Genomic DNA, 21,438 nt, shown 5'->3' on the forward strand with positions numbered 1-21,438 from the left:
AAGCAGGTCACAAGCTGCCGGTCACAAAAGAGTATCGCAACCCGGCTCAAGCTTCATCGTCCATGCCCGGTTGTGCCAGCAGGGGCAGGTGCAACGTGATGCAGGTGCCGCGCCCGTCGAGGCCATCGGCCACACTGATGCGCCCGCCATGGGCACCGACCATGCCCTGGCAGATCGCCAAGCCCAGCCCCGTGCCCTGCCCGCCTCGATCACCGCGCGCGGCGGTATAGAACATGTCGAAGATTTTCTCCCGTTCTTGTTCAGGGATCCCTGGCCCCTCGTCGGCCACGGCAAAAAACACTTCGCTGTCGGACGCCCCGGCGCTCAAAAGCAACCGCCCCTGGGTCGGCGAGAATCGCGCGGCGTTCTCCAGCACGTTCACCAGGGCCTGTTCGATCAACGCCGCATGGACATACAGCAGGGGCAATTCAGCGGGCACCTCGACACTGAGCGCCAGCGGCGCCAGCACCGCCCGAAGGCGGTTCAGCGCGCTGCCGACGATGTCGGCCGGGGCCACCCAGTCCCGCGCCAGCTTCAGCGCACCGTGGCCCAGGCGGGTCATGTCCAGGAGATTCTGGATGTAACGATCCAACCGCTCGGCTTCATCGCGGGTGCCTTCGAGCAGTTCGCGACGATCGGCCAGCGGGATGGCCTCCCCCAATGCCAGCAGGCTGTCGATGCTGCCGCGCATGGCCGTCAGCGGCGTGCGCAGATCGTGGGACACTGAAGCCAGCAAAGCACTGCGCAGTTGCTCGGTTTCACCGTGCAGACGCGCGGCTTCCAGATCCTGAGCCAACTGCGCCCGAGCCAACGCCTGGGCCAATGGTTGGCTGAGGGCCGTCAATAAACGCCGACGCTGGCCACTCAGCGGCTTGCCTTCTTTCGGGCAAACGCCCAACAAGGCCAGCGGCCCGCCCTCCGCCGACAACGGCCACCACCACCAACGCCCGGACGGCAGCGTTCCGGTGCCGGCACCGGCCGGTTGATCGTGCTGCCAGGACCAGTCCGCCGCCGCGCGCTCGGCCTCGGTGAACGTCAATGGCTCACCGCTCTCGAGTTTCCAGCCGCCCTGGCTGTCGCGGTTGAGCAGGCACAGTTGCAGGTCGTGCCAACCGTTGAGGTGCTGCGCGGCGGCGCTGATCACCGCCTGGCGGTCGGTGGCGGCGGTGAGTTTGCGCGACAGGTCGAGCAGTTCGCCGGTTTCCTGCTGGGTATCGCGCAGGGCCTGCAACTGGCGACGCTGGCGCGCGGCAAGGTTGCCGGTCAGGGCTGCCATAAGCAGGAAAAACACCAGCGTCAGCACGTCCTCTTCGCGCTGGATGGTGAAAGAAAAATTCGGCGGAATGAACAGGAAGTCATAAGCCAGGAACGACAGCGCTGCGCAGGCCAGCGCCGGGCCGAGGCTGCTGCGTACCGCCACCAGCAACACCGCCATCAGGAACACCAGGGAGATATTGGGCAATGCCAGCAGCCCCGAGATCCCCCAGGCCAATGCGCTGGCCGCCACAGTCGCCAGCAACGCCAGCACATAATCGAACCCGGTCTGGACAGCTGTTGAGTGCACGCGGGCGGGACGCGGTTGCTCATCGCTGTCCAACACGTTGATTTCCAGGCCCCGGGCATCGCGCAGCAGACGCGACGCGAGGCCGCCGCCAAACAGCCGTCGGCGCAGGCGTGGCCGAGACTGGCCTACCAGCACCAGCGTGGCGCGCCGTTCGCTGGCATGCTGGATCAGCGTCCTGGCCACTTCACCGGCCCGCAGCAGCACCACTTCACCACCGAGGCGTTCGGCCAGTTGCTGGGCATTCTGCAAGCGCTGGCGCGAGGCCTCGTCACGGGCGCTACCGTTGTCCACATGCACCAGGCTCCACGGCAGATGTCGACGCTGGGCGACGCGGCTGGCATGACGCACCAGCCGTTCAGCCTGCACGTCGCCGTCCACCCCCACCAGCAAGCGTCCGCGCACCGCCGGCGCCGCCTGCCCCAGTTGTCGGTAGCCCAGGGCCAGGTCGTTGTCGACCTGGGCGGCGGCGGTCTGCATGGCCAGCTCACGCAACGCGGTCAGGTTGGTCTGGGTGAAGAACGCATCGATTGCCGCCCGGGCCTGCTCCGGCACGTAGACCTTGCCATCACGCAGGCGCTCCAGCAGCTCGCGCGGTGGCAGGTCGATCAGCAGCAGCTCATCGGCTTCCTGCAGGACCCAATCCGGCAACGTCTCGCGCACCTGCACGCCGGTGATGCCACGCACTTGGTCGTTGAGGCTTTCCAGATGCTGGACATTGACCGTGGTATAGACATCGATGCCCGCCGCGAGCAGTTCCTGAATGTCCTGCCAGCGTTTGGCATGGCGACTGCCGGGCGCGTTGCTGTGGGCCAGTTCGTCCACCAGGACCAACGTCGGGCGGGCGGCGAGCAAACCGTCGAGGTCCATTTCCTCGAGCATCACGCCGCGATATTCCGAGCGCACCAAAGGCTGCTGCGCCAGGCCGCCGAGCAGCGCTTCGGTTTCACTTCGGCCGTGCGTCTCCACCACCCCGGCGATGACCTTCACGCCTTGACGCAATTGGCTGTGGGCCGCTTGCAACATGGCGTAGGTCTTGCCCACGCCTGGGGCCGCGCCCAGAAAGACCTTGAGCCGGCCACGGTCGTTGCGAGGCAGATTGGCTAACAGTGCGTCGGCGCGGCCGGAATCGCTCATGGCGTGGAAATCTCTTTCAAATATTGATCAAACACCCTGTGGGGAGCCGGACCGGTGGGAGCAAAGCTTGCTCGCGACCAAGGCGATACGGTTCAACTGATGAACGCGTTATCGTTCATCGCGAGCAAGCTTTGCTCCCACAGGCTTTGCTCTCACAGGCGCCACTCCCACAGGTTCTTACAGCTTTTCCAGGGCCAGGTTCAGCGCCAGCACATTCACTACCGGTGGCCCCACCAAGGGTTGCTCGATGTTGTCGTCGAGCAATTGCTGCAAGGTCGAGGACGGCAGGTTGCGTGCGGCGGCGACACGCGCCAGTTGATAGGCAATCGCCGCTGGAGGCAAGTGCGGATCCAGCCCGCTGGCGGAGGTGGTCAGCAATGCCAGCGGCACCGGGCCCTGAGCGGGCACCTGGAGTTTGCGGGCGTCATCGATCACCCGTGTGGCCAGGGCCGGATTGCTCGGGGAAAGATTGCTGGCGCCGCTGGCGACCGTGGCAAAGACACCGGCCGATGGCCGTGGATGAAACCAGGCATCGCCAGTGAAATCCTGGGCGATCAGCGTCGAGCCACGAACCTTGCCGGCGGCATCGACGATCAGGCTGCCGTTGGCCTGGACGGGAAAGGCGACTTGCGCCACGCCGGTGACCACCAATGGATACGCGACACCGGTGATCAGGGTCATCAGCAATAGCAGGCTCAAGGCCGGGCGAATCAGAGTGGACATTTCAAAATCCTCGAATTGAAGTAAATCCTGGGAATCGCCTTGTGGGAGCAAAGCTTGCTCGCGATGCAGACACTTCGATCCCAGGCAAGACCGCGTCATCGTTCATCGCGGGCAAGCCTTGCTCCCACAAATGGTGAACTCAAACCAGGTGCAACGCCGTCAGCAACATATCGATCGCCTTGATCCCCACGAACGGCACCACGATCCCGCCCAGGCCATAGATCAACAGATTGCGCCGCAACAACGCCGCCGCGCTTGCCGCTTGCACTCGCACGCCGCGCAGGGCCAGGGGGATCAGCACGACGATGATCAAGGCATTGAAGACAATGGCCGACACGATCGCGCTCTGCGGGCTGCTCAGGTGCATCACGTTCAACACGCCGAGCTGTGGATAAATCGAGGCGAACAGCGCCGGCAGGATCGCGAAGTACTTGGCGATGTCATTGGCGATGGAAAAGGTGGTCAGCGCCCCACGGGTCACCAGCAATTCCTTGCCGATCTGCACCACATCCAGCAGTTTGGTCGGGTCGCTGTCGAGATCGACCATGTTGGCCGCTTCCCGCGCGGCCTGGGTGCCGTCGTTCATCGCCATGCCGACATCGGCCTGGGCCAGGGCCGGGGCGTCGTTGGCACCATCGCCGCACATCGCCACCAGCCGACCGTCATTTTGCTCATGACGGATGCGCGCCAGTTTTTTCTCCGGCGTGGCTTCTGCCAGTACGTCGTCGACACCCGCCTCGGCGGCAATCGCCGCGGCGGTCAACGGGTTGTCACCGGTGACCATCACCGTGCGAATCCCCAGCTTGCGCAGCTCGGCGAAACGCTCGCGGATGCCGGGCTTGACCACGTCCTTGAGGTGAATGGCCCCCAGCAGCCTGCCGTCTACGCACACCAGCAACGGGGTACCGCCGCTCTGGGCGATCTTGTCGACCTCCCGCGCCAGGGCCGACGGCAACTCATTGCGGGCGTGGCCGATGAAATCCAGCAACGAGTCCACGGCGCCCTTGCGGTAGATGCGACCCTGATAGTCGACCCCGGACAAACGGGTTTCGGCACTGAACGGCACGGCCACCAACGCTTCGACGCCGGGCTCAGGCTGTGGATGCAAACCACGCAGGTATTCGACGATGGACTTGCCCTCGGCCGTGTCGTCAGCCAGCGAGGCGAACAACGCGCCTTCGGCCAGTTCCTTGGCACTCACACCGGGGGCGGCATAGACCGCCGTACAACGACGGTTGCCAAAGGTGATGGTGCCGGTCTTGTCCAGCATCAGCACATGCACATCCCCCGCCGCCTCGACCGCACGGCCGGATTTGGCGATTACGTTCAGGCGCACCAACCGGTCCATCCCGGCGATGCCGATGGCCGACAGCAGCCCGCCGATGGTAGTGGGAATCAAGGTGACCAGCAGCGCCACCAGAAACACCAGCGGCAGGCTGGCGTTGGCGAAATGGGCGAACGGTTGCAGCGTCACCACCACCAACAGGAAGATCAGCGTCAGGCCGATCAGCAGGATATCCAGCGCCACCTCGTTCGGGGTTTTCTGGCGCTTGGCGCCTTCGACCAAGGCGATCATGCGGTCCAGGGTGGACTCGCCGGGATTGCTGGTGATGCGCACCAGCAGCCAGTCGGAGACCAGCCGTGTATTACCGGTGACGGCCGAACGATCACCGCCAGACTCGCGGATGACCGGCGCCGATTCGCCAGTGATCGCCGCCTCGTTGACCGCGGCGATGCCTTCGATCACTTCGCCGTCGCCGGGGATCATGTCGCCGGCCTCGACGCGCACCACATCGCCCTTGCGCAGACGGGTGGCGGGAATCATTTCAAACCCACTGGCGGTCTGGCGACGTGCCTGGAGGCCTTCGCTGCCGGCCTTGAGACTGTCGGCCCGGGCTTTGCCGCGGCCTTCGGCCAACGCTTCGGCGAAGTTGGCAAACAGCACGGTGAACCATAGCCACAGGGCAATTTGCGCAGCAACGAACGTCGGCACGGCGCTGTCGGGGATGAAGCACAACACGGTGGTGAGGATCGCGGTCAGCTCCACCACCAGCATCACCGGCGCGCGGTGCAACTGACGTGGATCGAGCTTGACGAAGGCTTGTACCAACGCTGGCCGCCAAAGGGCCGACAGGTGGGTCTTCGGTTGTTCCGGCGCCTTGACAGCGACGGCTTTGCTCATCGGCATATTCATCATCAGGTCCTCAGAAGCCCATGCTCAGGTGTTCGGCAATCGGCCCCAGCGCCAGGGTCGGCAGGAAGGTCAAGCCACCCACCAGCACAATGGTCACGGTCAACAGGGTCACGAACAGCGGGCCGTGGGTTGGAAAGCTGTTCTGACCAATCGGCGCGGTCTTCTTCAAGGCCAGGCTGCCGGCCAACGCCAGCACCGGCAGGATGTAACCGAACCGACCAATCAACATGCCCAGGCCCAGCACCAGGTTGTGGAAGGGTGTGTTGGCGCCGAAACCACCGAATGCCGAACCGTTGTTCGCCCCCGCCGAGGTGTAGGCGTACAACAACTGGCTGAAACCGTGAGCACCCGGATTACTCACGGCAGCGGCCGGCCCGGGCAGGCTCGCGGCGACGGCACCCAGCACCAGCACACTCACGGGCATCACCAGCAGGGTTGCCACCAGCAGTTGCACCTCCCGGGCGCCGAGCTTCTTGCCCAGGTATTCAGGGGTGCGACCGATCATCAGGCCGGCCAGGAACACCGCGATCAGCACGTTCAGCAACATGCCGTAGAGCCCGGTGCCGACACCGCCAAAGATCACTTCGCCGACCATCATATTCACCAGTGACACCATGCCACTGAGCGGGTTGAGGCTGTCGTGCATGGCGTTGACCGAGCCATTGGACGCTGCCGTGGTGGTCACCGACCAGAGCACCGTGGCGGTGGTGCCGAAGCGCGTTTCCTTGCCTTCCAGCGGTGCGGTTTGCTCGACGGCCGCGTCATTCAGGGCCGGGTTGGGTTGGTATTCGGCCCACAGTGACGTGGCGCCGCCGATCAGGAACAGGGCAAGCATGCAAGCGATGATCGCCCGGCTCTGGCGCAGGTCCTTGACGTAATGGCCGAAGGTGAACACCAGCGCGACGGGAATCAGGATGATCGAGGCGAGTTCAAACAGATTGCTCCAGGCCGTCGGGTTCTCGAACGGGTGCGCCGAGTTGACGCCGAAGAAACCGCCGCCGTTGGTGCCCAACTGCTTGATCGCGATCTGGCTGGCGGCCGGGCCCAGTGGGATGACCTGGTCGGCGCCCTGCATCGTGACGCTGTGCACGTAGTGCGCAAAGGTCTGCGGTACGCCCTGCCAGACCAGGAACAACGCCAGCAGCAGGCACAGCGGCAGCAGCCCGTAGAGGGTGGCGCGGGTCATGTCGACCCAGAAGTTACCCAGCGTCGCGGCGGACTTGCGTCCGATTCCGCGACAAAGCGCCACGAGCACCGCCAGGCCGGTGGCGGCGCTGACAAAGTTCTGCACGGTCAGGCCGACCATCTGGCTCAGGTAGCTCAGGGACGCTTCACCGCTGTAGGACTGCCAGTTGGTGTTGGTCATGAAACTCACGGCCGTGTTGAAGGCCTGGGTCCATTCCATGCCGGGCAGTTGCTCGGTATTGAGGGGCAGATATCCTTGCAGCAGGAGAATCGCAAACAGCAATACAAAACCCGCCAGGTTGAACGCGAGCAAGGCCAGGGTGTATTTCTGCCAGCTCTGCTCAGCAGTGGGATCGACTCCCGCCAGGCGATAGCAACCGCGCTCCACCGGGCCGAGGATCGGTGAAAGCCAAGTGCGCTGGCCTTCCATCACCCAATAGTAAAAACGCCCCAGGAACGGTGCCGGAATCAGCACCAGGGCGAAAAAGGCGAGGATCAGCCCGTAGTCATAACCGTGCATAGCCGCTCCTAGTTCCGATCTGCGCGCAACAGCGCAACCAGCAGATAAATGAACAGCGCCACTGCCAGCAGCAGCGACACCCCGTCCAGAACATTCATGGGATTTCTCCGTGGTACGGCGTCGTGCCGTGTGTGGAGTGATTGTCGGCAGGGAGGCTGTAAAGGAACGAGATCGAGAGAGGGGGTTGGGGATAAAGAATCTGTAAAAAATGAACTTATGGCGTTGTTATGGCGGCGATCGGAAGGGCCTCTTCGCGAGCAAGCCCGCTCCCACGCTGGACTTGCGGTGAGCAGTCGATTTCATGCACACCACAAATCCAGTGTGAGAGCGGGCTTGCTCGCGAAGGCGGCATCATCAGCGCCAACGCCCTCAACTGGCGCACAACAGGGGCACATCAAGCAAGGAACATCCCCGATACGACACGATTTCACCCATTACGACCGCCCTCGCCACACTGGCACGCCCACTGCACTGCCCTCTTCCAGCGCTTTTGCTATGGATCGAGGGGAGCCACCGATGAACACACAACTCAAACCCACCCTGGGCACCCTGCATTTATGGGGCATTGCCGTCGGCCTGGTGATTTCCGGCGAATATTTCGGCTGGAGCTACGGCTGGGGCGTGGCCGGGACACTGGGGTTCCTGGTGACGTCCTTCATGGTGGCGGCCATGTACACCTGTTTCATCTTCAGCTTCACCGAACTGACCACCGCCATTCCCCATGCCGGCGGACCGTTTGCCTACAGCCGACGGGCCTTTGGTGAAAAAGGCGGGTTGATCGCCGGGCTGGCGACGCTGATCGAATTCGTCTTCGCCCCGCCGGCCATTGCCCTGGCCATCGGCGCCTACCTGAACGTGCAGTTCCCGGCCCTGGACCCGAAACACGCGGCGGTCGGAGCCTATATCGTGTTCATGGGCCTGAACATCCTCGGGGTCAAATTGGCCGCGACGTTCGAGTTGATTGTCTGCGTACTGGCGGTGGCCGAGCTGCTGGTGTTCATGGGCGTCGTGGCCCCGGCGTTCAGCTTCAGCAGCTTCGCCCTGAACGGCTGGGCCGGTTCCGATACGTTCGGCGCGCCGGCCATCGCCGGAATGTTCGCCGCGATCCCCTTCGCGATCTGGTTCTTCCTGGCCATCGAAGGCGCGGCCATGGCCGCCGAAGAAGCCAAGGACCCGAAACGCACGATTCCCAAGGCCTACATCAGCGGCATCCTGACCCTGGTGGTCCTGGCCATGGGCGTGATGTTCTTCGCTGGCGGCGTTGGCGACTGGCGCACCCTGTCGAACATCAACGATCCGCTGCCCCAAGCCATGAAAACCGTAGTCGGCGAAAGCTCCGGCTGGTTGCACATGCTGGTGTGGATCGGCCTGTTCGGCCTGGTGGCGAGTTTCCACGGCATTATTCTTGGCTATTCGCGGCAATTTTTCGCCCTGGCCCGCGCCGGCTACCTGCCCGCCTCCCTCGCCAAACTGTCCCGTTTCCAGACCCCACACCGGGCCATCATCGCCGGTGGGCTGATCGGCATCGCAGCGATCTACAGCGACGGCCTGATCAACCTCGGCGGCATGACCCTGACCGCGGCGATGATCACCATGGCCGTGTTCGGCGCCATCGTCATGTACATCATGAGCATGCTCAGCCTGTTCAAACTGCGTAAAACCGAACCCAACCTGGAACGCACTTTCCGCGCACCGGGTTATCCGCTTGTACCCGGCGTCGCCCTGGTATTGGCCGTGGTTTGCCTGGTGGCGATGGCCTGGTTCAACGCCTTGATCGGGCTGATCTTCCTCGGCTTCATGGTGGTGGGTTTCGTCTACTTCATCCTCACCGCACAACTGCGTGCAGACGCTCCCGCCGACGCGATGCTGACCGGGCTTTGAGGTGAACCCGGCCGAACGGGCGTAGTATTGAACCACTGCGAACAACCTTCGCTCATAAGTGGTAGGTGCGATGGATCGGCGAAATGTTCGTCCGTCCATCGCCCCCTCAAGGAGAGCCCTATGCCCTGGTATGCCTGGTTGATTCTGATTGTTGCAATCGGCTCGATCGTTGGTGGTCTGATGATGCTGCGCGACACCGCCACCAAGGTCGAACTGACGGATGAACAGCGCAAGCGTGTTGCCGAGCGCAACGCGGAAATGGATGCGAAGGAGGCCAAGGATCGTTGAGCTATTACCTGTCCCGGCTACATAGTGCTTTTGTGGCGAGGGAGCTTGCTCCCGCTGGGGCGCGAAGCGGCCCTAAACCTGCTGGCGCGGAGTGTCAGGCTAATCGGGTTTTAGCCGTTGGGGCTGCTACGCAGCCCAGCGGGAGCAAGCTCCCTCGCCACAAAAAGCCCGCGCCTTCGGCTTCACTTTTCCCAATCCGCCTTAGCGATATGCAAGCCATGCAACCCCTTGTACGTCGCCCGCTCAGGCTGGCTCCAGCCTTGCAGCAATGATTCCTCCAGCCGATAGATCTCCACTCCCAGCGGACGACAGACGCTGAGTGGATCCTGTGCATCCGGCCCCCCACATCGCCAACGACAGGTCACCACCCGGGCAGGTGGACAGGGCACACAACAGATCAATCTCGGCAAAGAATTCCAGGTAATCACCCTTCTGCGCCGGACAGGCCTTCATGAAGTACATGTCGTCATGATTGAGCCCCGTGCACTGGAAAATATTCAGTACGTCGTGCACATCGAACTCCGTCAGGCCGTGGGGCAGCACCGCGCGGGTCAGGTTCGAGTGGCAATGATGGTGGAAATCCTCCCCGGTGAGCATCCGGTTCACATACGGATCACAGCGCGTGCCCAGCAGATCGTGCAATCGTCCGCCATGCTCATCGATGCCGTAGCCGGCCAGACTGTCATCGGTGATGGTCACTAATGGCCGCAGGAATGGCAGGTTCGACCACAACCGATCATGGGTGCTGACATGGGCACCCTGAAGTTGGCGCGTACGCGCCGCCCACAGACGTTCCCGCGGGTCATGGGCGTTCCAGACGTTGAAGTCTCCCACCTGCGGGCCCACCGGTGTGGTGACGCGGAATACATGCCCGGCCGGTACGTGCCAGGCGCGGCCGGTACGGATCGGCACTTCGAACTGCTCAATCAGCGTGCGCTTGTCCTGCTGGGTGCGGATGCGGTCGTAGAAGGGTTTGTCCACGTGTAGGGCTGAGCCTTTGCTGACCTGGTAGGCGGCTGGGTAGTCTTTGTACATGGCGCGGATCCTTGATCAGTGGTGAGGGGTGGGCGTCAGCAACTGCAAAAGCAGTTGCTCGGAATCGTCGAGGTAAAGGCTCATGGCTTCGTGAGCCGCAAGCTTGTCGCCTTCGGCCAGCCAATCATGGATACGTCGATCACGGGCCAGCCACGGTGCCTGGAAACGCGCCTCATCAGGCGCAGAGCTAAATACCAGACGTAGTTGTGCGACCACATTGGTGAAAAACTCATCCAGCAGCGGGCTGCGCATCAATCCAACGATGTGCTGATGAAAGGCCAGGCCATGGGTACCGACCGAACGCCAGTCCTCACGCTCGCGAGCCAAATCCGCAGCCTCGAGGGCTTCGAGCATCCGGTCGGATTGATACTCACGCAATGGTTGGCTGCCCAGGATGGCTTGCAGTTCCAGGGTGCGACGGACCTTGAACAGATCTCGCACGTCATCGACACCTAACCTGCGGACCATCACTCCTTTGTTGCGCACGTAACGGGTCAACCCTTCCTGGCCCAGGCGGTGTAACGCTTCGCGGATGGTGTTGCGCGAGGCGTTGTAGGCCGAGACCAGGTTGTTCTCCACCAATGCCATGCCTGGCAGCAGGCGACCGTTGATGATGTCGGCGCGCAGCTCCAAGGTAATGTGGTCAGCGAGGGAGAGTGTGTTGATCATGAAAGGGAAACCTCAGATTGTTGAACAATCGATTGGCTGTAGATAATCATTATTTGTGCCAAAGGGAGACGCTCGCAGAATTCGTCCAGGATTTGCATCCACCAGAAAGCAAAAAGGCCAGTCAATTCGACCGGCCTCCTTCAATCACAAACTCAATTCACTTCCAGCTTGTCACGGTTCCTGTCGAGAATCGCCTTGCCGATTCCCTTGACCTCCAATAATTCTTCTACCGAAGAGAACGGCCCATTACTCTCCCGATACGCAACAATCGCTTCGGCCTTGCCCTTGCCTATCCCTGACAGCTCGCGCTGCAGAGTTGCAGCATCCGCCCCGTTCAAATCGACCTTGGTACTCTGCGTTTTGGCTGGCTGCTCCACGGCCTGGGGCGTAACGACCGACTCGGGTTTGACCGCAGGGGCAGCGATAGCAGCAATCGAGGCGCTGGTGAGGAAGGCAAAAACCAGAGAATAGAAATAGCCTGTACGCATAAATGACGCTCCATGACATCGTTAAGAGAGAAGCAGCTTTTCCGAAGCTGCTTCTCAAACTTAGGCGATGAAGTGTCGCTGTCAAAAATGTGTACGTTACAGCATATGTAACAATCAGGGTTCGAGGCGGCGTTGCTGGTAGATCCAGTCGACAATCTCGCCGTCCGGGGCGTAACCACTGACCGTGTCCCGAAGCAGCTGGCGGACCCTGGTGTAGTCATCGTGCTCAATGGCGGCCAGTAACTCGGCCAGCTTGATCTTAAGCGCATCCCAAGACAGATGGTCCTCGTTGGCACTCATGATCATTGGGTGCTGCGTGGCGACGACGTTGTCGCCAATCAGCAACTCCTCGTAAAGCTTCTCGCCTGGGCGCAGGCCGGTGAACTCGATTGAAATGTCTCCGTGGGGGTTCTTATCCGAACGGACACTCAAGCCAGACAGATGAATCATCTTTTCCGCCAGCTCGACAATCTTTACCGGTTCGCCCATATCCAGCACAAAAACGTCTCCGCCCAACCCCATAGAACCCGCCTGAATCACCAACTGAGCGGCCTCGGGGATGGTCATGAAGTAACGCGTGATTTTTGGATGCGTGACGGTCAACGGCCCGCCGGATTTGATCTGTTTGTGGAACAGTGGAATAACCGAACCGGATGAACCCAACACATTGCCGAACCGGACCATGGTGAAGCGGGTTTTATTGACCCTTGAGACGTTGGCCTTATCGCCAAATAACACGGGGGCCAGCTCGCGACTAAGGGCCTGCAAGGTCAGTTCTGCAAGCCGCTTGGTACTACCCATTACATTGGTCGGGCGCACCGCTTTATCCGTGGAGATCAGCACGAAGTTCGACACACCAGACTGCAACGCAGCCTGTGCCGTATTCAACGTACCGATCACATTGTTCAGGACGCCTTCGGCGATATTGTGCTCGACCATCGGCACATGTTTGTAGGCCGCGGCGTGATAGACCGTGTCGACATTCCAGGTCTTCATCACGTCCAGCAGTTTGTCCTGGTCTCGTACCGATCCAAGGATAGGCAGCAACCGAACCGACAACGACTCCCGATTAACTCGAGGTTCAAGTTCAGACAGAATGCTATAGAGATTGAATTCACTATGCTCATACAGCAGCAAGGTAGTCGGTTTCAGTGCCAGGATTTGTCGACAAAGCTCGGAGCCAATCGAACCACCGGCTCCAGTGACCAGAACCGACTGGCCAGTAATGCAATGCTCCAACAGATCAGGTTGCGCGGGAACCGGATCGCGCCCGAGAAGGTCCGCGATGTCCACTTCCTGGATGTCGTCGACCTTGACTCTGCCGCTGGCCAGGTCCATGAACCCGGGAACGCTGCGGACATGCAGCGGAAAGCCTTCAAGCAACGTCAATATCTCCCGACGGCGCCCACGTGAAGAGGAAGGCACCGCCAGCAGAATTTCCTGCGCACCGGTTGTATCGATCATTTTCTGGATATGCTTGGGCGCGTAGACGTGTAGCCCAGCGATCACGCGGTCCGCGATGCTGTTGTCATCATCAATGAATGCCACCGGCCGCATCACCCGCCCCATGCGTAGCGCAGCCACGAGCTGGTTACCTGCGGCCCCGGCACCATAAATAGCAACCTTGGGCAGTCCGTCATCCCGGTTGGTAAACGGTACATGCTGGGCTGCGGTAAACCAGTCCCCCAGGAAGTACTGCCGCATCATCAGGCGCAAGCCGCCAATCATGATCAGGCTCAACCACCAATAATTGAAAATAATGGAGCGTGGCACCACGGTTTTATGGTTGCTGTACCAATACACCAAAAGCGCCAACAACAAAGCTGAAAGACTGACCGCCTTGCAAATAGTAATCAGCGCATCGTTGCCAAAATAACGCATGACAGCGCGGTACATCCCAAAGCGAATGAAAATTGGAATAGCGATCAGCGGAGCGGATACGAAAAGCCACAGATGTGTTTCGATTGGGCTGGCTAACGCCTCGACACCCAGTCGAACGACAAATGCCAGCCACAAGGCGAACCAAACCAAAACCACATCGGTGGCTACTTGGATTGCTCGCTTGTGGCGTCTTGGCAGCCCCAACAGAGCCGATCTTATTTTATCCATAACCTCTTCACGCACCTTGGTCAGCTCCTAAAACAATGCATCCCTATACAGCACGCAATTATATTTCCGTCTCTTAGACAACCGATAAGGAAAAACCGCGAACCTTACCCTGAAATCAGGGCTTCTCCAGCTCACCAGCATGAAACCTGACGGCAAGCAGCACCAACGGAACATAAGCCACTATCAAAGCCAACACGCCATCCATGTGCCACAAAACGACACATGCCGCCAGAGGCAGAAGCCAGAACAGGTTAATCACCGCCACCGCCACGGTTACCGGCAAATGACGGCCATACTGACGCGAAGCGAATTGGTACGCATGACTGCGGTGGGCTTCATACACCTTATCGCCTCGTAACAAGCGTCGTATCAAGGTGACGGTTGCATCGACGATGAACACACCCAACAAAACTAGCCAGACCCAAAGCAGCTTGGGTGAAGTCCAAGCTGCCTGCAACGAAAACAGACCAAGGATGATGCCGAGGAATCCGCTTCCTGCGTCCCCCATAAAAATTCGTGCGGGAGGGAAATTCCAGTAAAGAAACCCTCCCACTGCCATTGCGAGTACCAGTGGCGCCGCAATCAAGCTATCAAAGCCCCCCAACCAGTAAAGCAGACAAGCCCCGAGGCAAGCGCAAATTGCCTCGACGCTGGCGATACCGTCGATACCGTCCATGAAGTTGTAGAGGTTGAGCATCCAGACCAGGTAGAAGACTGCCAGGGCGTGCCCAAACCAAGCTAATTCAAGTTCAAGACCAAACAAGCTGATTGCCGGCAGACCGCCCAACCAATACAACGCCCAAATCGACGCCGCGAAATGACCGAGCAACCGCCAGCGGGCAGCGATGTGACCATGATCGTCCAAGAATCCCAGCACAGCGATCCCAGAGCCCGCTCCAAGCATTGCCCACATGGCTGACCAAGGCAGAACGCCGGTAGTTGCTAGTATGGGCAAGGCCAACAGGAAGCTTAGGACGATCGCCACGCCGCCACCACGAGGGGTGGGGACTGTATGTGAGCTACGGGCGTTGGGGATGTCGATGATACTTCGGACGAGGGCATATCTACGCAATGCACCGGTCAAGAGGAGTGACAGCGCAGCCGCGAGAGGAATTATTAACCAAGGAGACATAGAATAAACAGTTTCCATTATAGAAAGAGGAAGCTTAACGAGCGCGAGAAAAATAATCTTTCCCAGCCCTGAATAACGCTTCGTCTGGAGCTATCGAGGGTGTCCATCCCAAAAGGCTACGGGCTTTATTCGAGTCAACCACAAGGGAGCCATAAAGCTGATCGTATGTCGTTTCACGCCCGATTAATCGAGCAACCTTACTAATCAACCCATCAGGCACAGGAAACAATCTCGCCTCATGCCCCATTCCCTTTGCGAGACAGCGAATAATTTGAGGAGTCGACACATCAACCCCATCAGACGCGAGAAAGGTTTGATTGGCAGCCGCCGGATGCTCAACGCATAGAGACACCAGATCAACCAGATTGTCCAAAGCAATAATGCTACGCCTATTTTCTACCCCCCGAAAAGGAAGTGGCAACCCACTGGCCACTAACTTCAACAAGGCCTGAAAATTTCCTGGCGCATGCCCGGCATAAATCAATGGTGGACGAATAACAACCAGCTCCATACCATTTTTTATCGAAATACTCTTTAGCCCGTTTTCTGCTTCCAATTTTGAAAGTGCATAATCGGCATGGGGCATTAATGGAGAGAGCTCATCCAAAGGCGTCCCTGTCGTATTCGCTCCATGAACGCCGATTGAACTGATAAAAACGAATCGCTTCACACCTGCGTCGTGGGCTTGTCGCGCCAAATTGAGACTCGCCTCAACGTTTACCTTCCTAAACTCCAACAAAGGATTTTCACATTTGTCATTTAATTTATGAGCTCGACCAGCAACATGCACAACGCAATCAACACCCTGTAAAACATCGGCCCACGCAGTATCACCCGAAAGATCACCGACACCGATCGTCTGGGAACCGTCCGAAGCAAGTTGCGGCAAACGGGATACCGCTACAACGGAATAGGTAGAGCCGAGAACCGCATGTAACCTGCTCCCGACAAAACCCGTACTACCTGTAAGTAGAATCCGTTTAGTTGGTCTCATTTTTTTAGATAGCTCGCCAATTTGAACGGAACCTTCATAGCAACCAGTAAAATATTGGTATAAATGCCATTTTCCCGGCAAGCCCTGACAATTTCGAGATTTTGGTGAATTCGCCACCAAAAACCCGTTGTACTTATTCCGCCGTCCCGCATCTTAACCATGACCGCATCGTGCCTTACCATTCTTACATTTTTTGGAAAAAACCGTGCCATCAGTTCGAAATCAGCGGAAACGCGATAGCCCAACTTATAATCACCGAACCGCTGAAAAAGCTCGCGCCGCGCATAAAAAGTCGGATGAGGAATCATAAAACCAAAACGAATTTTCCACGGAGAAAAACCTGCTGAAGAATATTTTCGGATAACAACCTCAGTCTGCTTACGCTGTACAAAAACGAGATCTGCGTAAGTAGCATCCGCGCCAGGGTTATTTTGCAAGTGCGTAACCAGATCTTGGATGACGTGATCCCCAGCAAAAAAGTCATCCGAGTTCAAGATACCAACATAATCACCTGTTGCGGCCCTGACACCCTTATTCATGGCATCATATATGCCCTTATCCGGCTCACTTATCACCTTGGCAATCCGACCATCATACTCGGATATTACATCCAGAGTTCCATCTTTCGAGGCGCCATCCACGATAATGTATTCGATATTTTTATATTGCTGCGCAAGAACAGACTCAATGGTATCTCTAATTGTGTCAACACCATTATAACAAACAGTAATTATCGAGATTTTCAACGCAACCTAACTCCGACCATATATATCTTCAAACCGGACAATATCATCCTCGCCCAAATAAGTACCTGATTGAACCTCAATCAACTCTAACGGTATCACGCCTGGGTTTTCCAACGCGTGGACCTGGCCCACAGGGATATAAGTAGACTGGTTTTCCGTTACGAGATAGCTCTTATCACCATTGGTTACACGTGCAGTGCCGCTCACAACTATCCAATGTTCTGCACGATGGTGGTGCATTTGTACCGATAGCTTCGCGCCGGGATTAACTGTAATGCGTTTAACTTGATAACGCGGGCCATTATCTATGCAGTCATAAACGCCCCATGGACGATAAACTTCACGATGATTTGCATATTCAGTGCGTTTACAATTTTTCAGTTGGTCGACTATTTTTTTTACGTCTTGGACGTCACCCTTATGCGCAACGAGCACCGCGTCCTTGGTTTCAACAATCACAAGATCATCAACGCCGATGGTTGCGACAAGTCGATGAGTGGCATGTACATAGCTACTACTTGTACGTTCAGTCAGCACATCGCCTTTGAGCACATTACCATCGGCATCCTTGTCAGCAGTGTCCCATAGCGCCGTCCACGACCCCACGTCACTCCATCCAGCATCAAGCGGTACCATTACCGCATCGGACGTACGTTCCATCACCGCGTAGTCAACTGAGTTCTCCGGGCAAGCCCCGAACGTCTGGGCGTCGACACGGGTGAAATGCATATCCTGCCGGGCACTTGCAAAAGAGGCACGGCAAGCATGGAGAATATTCGGCGCAAAACGCCCCAACTCCTCCAGATAACGGCTTGCTCGAAACATGAACATGCCGCTATTCCAAAAGTATTGGCCGCTGTCCAAGTATCTTTGGGCAGTAGCTGAGTCGGGCTTTTCCACGAACCGGCTGACAACGTAACCGCCAAGAGCCAGTTCCTTTCCCCTTTCCAGATAGCCAAAACCGGTTTCTGGATGAGTAGGCAACACCGCGAACGTCACCAATTTACCCGATTCAGCCAGTGTCAAAGCATGGCCAATACTGGCGTGGAACGCTTCAATATCTTGAATGAGATGATCGGCAGCAAGAACCAGCAGAATCGGATCATCTCCGCCAGCAGTCGCTTGCAATGCTGCGAGCGCAATAGCCGGTGCAGTATTGCGCCCTACCGGTTCAAGCAAAATCCGGGCTTCCTCCATGTCAAGCTGTCGCAATTGCTCTGCCGCAAGGAATCTCTGCTGTTCATTGCAGATCAGTATCGGCAGATGATGATCAAGCCCCTCCAGCCGCTTGATTGTCGACTGAAGCAGCGATTGCTCGGCATCAATCAACGGCAGAAATTGCTTGGGATTGAGCTGGCGAGACAATGGCCAGAGGCGAGACCCCGAGCCGCCAGCCATGATTACTGGAAGAAACATACAAAATCGTCCTTTGCAGCTATCGAGTTGCCATTAAATTCTTTTTATTCATAGGCTTATTTACATCAATAGCCTGATAAATCCAGTCTGCAGTGCATTAATCCCTGGCTTCCAACCGATGCTCTACAAACCAGCGATAAGCATCGCCCAGCCCGTCTTCCAGATCTATGGTGGCCTGCCAGCCCAGTGCACGGAGCCGCGAGACATCCATCAACTTGCGCGGGGAACCATCAGGTTTGCTTGCATCGAAAGATAGCTGCCCCTTGAAACCGGTGACCTTGGCGATGGTTTCTGCAAGCTCGCGAATCGTACAGTCTTTACCAGTCCCCACGTTGATATGCGACAACATTGGTTGGGTATTGGCCTGATAAGTAGCACCATCAAGCTGCATAACATGGACGCTGGCCGCTGCCATGTCATCGACATGCAGGAACTCACGCATCGGATTGCCGCTACCCCAGATGACCACTTCGGCCTGATCCGCCTGCACGGCCTCGTGGAAGCGGCGAAGCAATGCCGGAATCACGTGGCTGTTTTGTGGATGATAATTATCATGAGGTCCATAAAGATTGGTTGGCATGACACTGCGGTAGTCACGACCATATTGGCGATTATAGCTCTCACACAACTTGATCCCGGCAATCTTGGCGATCGCATAAGGCTCGTTGGTCGGTTCCAGAACTCCGGTCAGCAACGCGTCTTCCTTCATAGGTTGAATCGCATGCTTGGGGTAGATGCAGGAAGATCCAAGAAACAACAACCGTTGGACGTCCGACGCGTGAGCCGCTTGAATCACATTCGACTGAATCATCAAGTTGTCGTAAATGAAGTCCGCGGGGAACGTATTGTTAGCATGAATTCCTCCGACTTTGGCCGCCGCAAGATACACCTGATCAATTCGGTGCTCGGCGAAGTAGGCGCGTACCGCTCGCTGATCCAGCAAATCCAGTTCGTCCCGTCCGGCGCAAAGAACGGAGCGATAACCCAGGGCTTGAAGGCGGCGCACGATGGCCGAGCCGACCATACCTCGATGGCCCGCGACAAAAATGTTCTGGTTCAATTCACGGGACATCATCAGTTCTCCACAGCGACCGGAACATCATGACCGTGTTGCTTGAGCAAGGCATGGCGCTGAGCGACCTTGAGGTCTTCGCGGACCATTTCGGCACACATCTCCTGCACGGTGATTTCCGGCACCCAGCCCAGGTTCTTCTTGGCTTTGCTAGGATCCCCCAACAAGGTTTCAACCTCGGCGGGCCGGAAATAACGCGGATCAACACGTACTATTACGTCCCCGACATTCAACGCCAGTGCCAACTCGCCGTCAATGCGCTCGACCACAGCGCGCTCTTCTACACCCTCGCCCTCAAAGCGCAAGGTAATCCCCAGCTCAGCTGCGGACCAGCGCACGAACTCACGTACCGAATATTGCACACCGGTGGCGATCACGTAGTCTTCCGGTTGGTCCTGCTGCAGCATCATCCACTGCATGCGTACGTAATCCTTTGCATGCCCCCAATCGCGCAACGCATCCATATTGCCTAGAAACAGACACTGCTCCAGCCCTTGAGAAATGTTCGCCAAGGCCCGGGTAATCTTGCGCGTCACGAAAGTCTCGCCACGACGTGGGGACTCATGGTTGAACAAGATGCCATTGCAGGCATACATACCATAGGCTTCGCGGTAGTTCACTGTGATCCAGTAGGCGTAGAGTTTTGCCACGGCATACGGAGAACGCGGATAGAAAGGAGTCGTTTCCCGTTGCGGAGTTTCCTGCACCAGGCCATACAGTTCAGAAGTCGATGCTTGATAAAAACGGGTTTTTTTCTCCAACCCCAACAAACGAATCGCTTCAAGGATCCGCAAGGTGCCCATCGCATCGACATCAGCGGTGTATTCAGGAGACTCGAAACTCACGGCAACGTGAGACTGGGCCCCTAGGTTGTAGACTTCATCCGGCTGAACTTCCTTGATGATCCGGGTGAGGTTCGAGGAGTCGCTCAGGTCGCCATAATGAAGGACAAAATTACGGTTATCGACATGTGGATCCTGATAGATATGATCGACACGCTGAGTATTAAAGGAGGAAGCTCGACGTTTGATGCCGTGGACTTCGTAACCTTTCTCAAGTAACAGTTCAGCCAGATAGGACCCATCTTGCCCTGTAACCCCGGTAATTAAAGCTCTTTTCATGCTCCCATTCTCCCAGTCATTTTTAAGTTCTGGCAACGACAGACGAATCCGCCTCGCCATGCGAAGGAAGCAATATCACTTCTCTTCTAAAATTGGGTGTAAACCGCCTGAAATACCAATAGAAAACCAGCGGAAAAACCAAAAAATCCATTAAGTTAAACAAATAAAATATATCAAACGCAGCTCGAAACAGGTACAAAAAAAGCACAACCATCAACAAATACTGCTTGTCAAGAATTAATCTGACAAATGAAGCACCAACGATAAAGAGGAAGAAAAATATTGAAACACCGAAAAAAGAATGCAGTCGCAAGAAAGCACTATGAGGATTACCACCAAAGGCTTCGACCATCGGTACGCTTGTTAAATTTACTCCAGCAAAAAAACCAACCAGATCCAAATGTGCAAAATAATCTTGAGCAATATAATATCGATCACTTTCCAACCCCGCAGCCAAATTTGTACGAGACTGCACAAGATCATAAAAATACTCCCACCCCACAACCAAAACAACAAAACCCATAACAGCCATTACCGAAAACGCGAGAATACTTTTCCTCCATAAGACACATAACAAAAGCACAAAAGAAACAAAAACCCCATTACGACTATACAAAGGAATACTTATCAAGAACACCAAAACAAACAAGATCACCGATATAGACTTACCTGCATACTCTCGGGAAAAAATATACCCACTTGCAAGCGCCAACAATATTCCAGAATATACATTTCGACTCGACCCGACAAGCACCTTGTTAAACTCTGCCGCCCCATACCCCTTCACCAGAATCAGCCAGATCGTAACAGTCAAGAACATAAAGAAGGGAAGCTCAAAGAATACCCACGTCTTCCGAAACTCCACTGCATACCAGGCAATACCAAGTCCTGAAACGAAAACAAAGACCGTGAAGACACTTCTGTATTCTGACCAATCATAGTTAAACAACGAAAAAATAAACAAACAGAAAAACAAAAGCACTAGACCGAAAAAAGATAAGCCACTTCGTCCTCGAGAAACCGAAAGCATGACAGCGAATACAACGACTCCAACGGCCACTGCCCCCGTACGATAACTAATTTCTCCGTAATAAAAAGCCAACGCAGAAAGAACAATATAAATACACGCATAAAAAAATGCGCTACCTCGAAGGACAGCGGCCATTT

Annotated in this window: 17 protein-coding genes and 1 pseudogene; 2 read left to right on the top strand and 16 right to left on the bottom strand. The window is 57.0% G+C overall.

Annotated elements, in window-relative coordinates; translation table 11 throughout:
• Positions 1-46: 46 nt before the first annotated feature.
• The 5 genes from GN234_RS09840 to kdpF all read right to left on the bottom strand — a co-directional run bounded on the left by GN234_RS09840 (position 47) and on the right by kdpF (position 7,418).
• Positions 47-2,698, bottom strand: a complete 2,652-nt coding sequence (locus GN234_RS09840; RefSeq protein WP_176688369.1) for a sensor histidine kinase — start codon at positions 2,696-2,698, stop codon at positions 47-49.
• Between the two features lie 177 nt (positions 2,699-2,875).
• Positions 2,876-3,421, bottom strand: a complete 546-nt coding sequence (kdpC, locus tag GN234_RS09845) for a potassium-transporting ATPase subunit KdpC (RefSeq protein WP_176688370.1) — start codon at positions 3,419-3,421, stop codon at positions 2,876-2,878.
• A gap of 139 nt (positions 3,422-3,560) precedes the next feature.
• Positions 3,561-5,615, bottom strand: coding sequence for a potassium-transporting ATPase subunit KdpB (kdpB, locus tag GN234_RS09850; RefSeq protein ID WP_176688371.1), 2,055 nt, complete (start codon positions 5,613-5,615; stop codon positions 3,561-3,563).
• Between the two features lie 10 nt (positions 5,616-5,625).
• Positions 5,626-7,320, bottom strand: coding sequence for a potassium-transporting ATPase subunit KdpA (kdpA, locus tag GN234_RS09855; RefSeq protein WP_176688372.1), 1,695 nt, complete (start codon positions 7,318-7,320; stop codon positions 5,626-5,628).
• 8 nt (positions 7,321-7,328) lie between these two features.
• Positions 7,329-7,418 (bottom strand): K(+)-transporting ATPase subunit F, encoded by a 90-nt coding sequence (gene kdpF, locus GN234_RS09860; RefSeq protein ID WP_033033323.1) that lies wholly within the window; start codon positions 7,416-7,418, stop codon positions 7,329-7,331.
• A 418-nt stretch (positions 7,419-7,836) separates the two neighbouring features.
• Here kdpF and eat point away from each other — a divergent pair, with 418 nt between their 5' ends.
• On the top strand, positions 7,837-9,201 hold the full coding sequence (gene eat / locus GN234_RS09865) for an ethanolamine permease (protein WP_109751420.1): 1,365 nt from the start codon (positions 7,837-7,839) through the stop codon (positions 9,199-9,201).
• Positions 9,202-9,321: 120 nt separating this feature from the next.
• Entirely contained in the window at positions 9,322-9,489 is a 168-nt protein-coding gene (locus tag GN234_RS09870) for a DUF2897 family protein (RefSeq protein ID WP_109751419.1), read from the top strand.
• Positions 9,490-9,671: 182 nt separating this feature from the next.
• On the opposite strand, the pseudogene GN234_RS09875 reads toward GN234_RS09870, so the two are convergent.
• The 11 genes and pseudogenes from GN234_RS09875 to GN234_RS09925 form a co-directional block, all read right to left on the bottom strand.
• A pseudogene (locus GN234_RS09875) lies at positions 9,672-10,524 on the bottom strand (urea carboxylase-associated family protein).
• Positions 10,525-10,539: 15 nt separating this feature from the next.
• Positions 10,540-11,193: a GntR family transcriptional regulator gene (locus tag GN234_RS09880; RefSeq protein ID WP_176688373.1), complete on the bottom strand. Its 654-nt coding sequence runs from the start codon at positions 11,191-11,193 to the stop codon at positions 10,540-10,542.
• Positions 11,194-11,345: 152 nt separating this feature from the next.
• The gene (locus GN234_RS09885) at positions 11,346-11,681 is read right to left on the bottom strand and encodes a ComEA family DNA-binding protein (protein ID WP_176688374.1); all 336 of its coding nucleotides are present in this window, start codon (positions 11,679-11,681) and stop codon (positions 11,346-11,348) included.
• A 114-nt stretch (positions 11,682-11,795) separates the two neighbouring features.
• A complete protein-coding gene (locus tag GN234_RS09890; RefSeq protein ID WP_176689578.1) occupies positions 11,796-13,790 on the bottom strand; it encodes a polysaccharide biosynthesis protein in 1,995 nt (664 codons plus the stop codon).
• A gap of 115 nt (positions 13,791-13,905) precedes the next feature.
• Entirely contained in the window at positions 13,906-14,922 is a 1,017-nt protein-coding gene (locus GN234_RS09895) for an MraY family glycosyltransferase (RefSeq protein WP_176688375.1), read from the bottom strand.
• 34 nt (positions 14,923-14,956) lie between these two features.
• On the bottom strand, positions 14,957-15,916 hold the full coding sequence (locus tag GN234_RS09900; RefSeq protein ID WP_176688376.1) for an NAD-dependent epimerase/dehydratase family protein: 960 nt from the start codon (positions 15,914-15,916) through the stop codon (positions 14,957-14,959).
• Complete coding sequence (locus GN234_RS09905) at positions 15,913-16,662, bottom strand: glycosyltransferase family 2 protein (protein WP_176688377.1); 750 nt, start codon at positions 16,660-16,662, stop codon at positions 15,913-15,915. The genes GN234_RS09900 and GN234_RS09905 overlap by 4 nt, the downstream gene beginning before the upstream one ends.
• Before the next feature lie 6 nt (positions 16,663-16,668).
• Positions 16,669-18,078 carry a mannose-1-phosphate guanylyltransferase/mannose-6-phosphate isomerase gene (locus tag GN234_RS09910; protein WP_176688378.1) on the bottom strand — a complete coding sequence of 470 codons (1,410 nt, stop codon included), beginning with the start codon at positions 18,076-18,078 and terminating at the stop codon, positions 16,669-16,671.
• 97 nt (positions 18,079-18,175) lie between these two features.
• Positions 18,176-19,150 carry a GDP-L-fucose synthase gene (gene fcl, locus GN234_RS09915; protein ID WP_176688379.1) on the bottom strand — a complete coding sequence of 325 codons (975 nt, stop codon included), beginning with the start codon at positions 19,148-19,150 and terminating at the stop codon, positions 18,176-18,178.
• Positions 19,151-19,152: 2 nt separating this feature from the next.
• Positions 19,153-20,271 (bottom strand): GDP-mannose 4,6-dehydratase, encoded by a 1,119-nt coding sequence (gene gmd, locus GN234_RS09920; protein ID WP_176688380.1) that lies wholly within the window; start codon positions 20,269-20,271, stop codon positions 19,153-19,155.
• A 22-nt stretch (positions 20,272-20,293) separates the two neighbouring features.
• A complete protein-coding gene (locus tag GN234_RS09925) occupies positions 20,294-21,436 on the bottom strand; it encodes a hypothetical protein (RefSeq protein WP_176688381.1) in 1,143 nt (380 codons plus the stop codon).
• Positions 21,437-21,438 lie beyond the last annotated feature (2 nt).

The organism is Pseudomonas bijieensis, assembly GCF_013347965.1.
GTDB classification, from domain to species: Bacteria; Pseudomonadota; Gammaproteobacteria; order Pseudomonadales; family Pseudomonadaceae; genus Aquipseudomonas; species Aquipseudomonas bijieensis.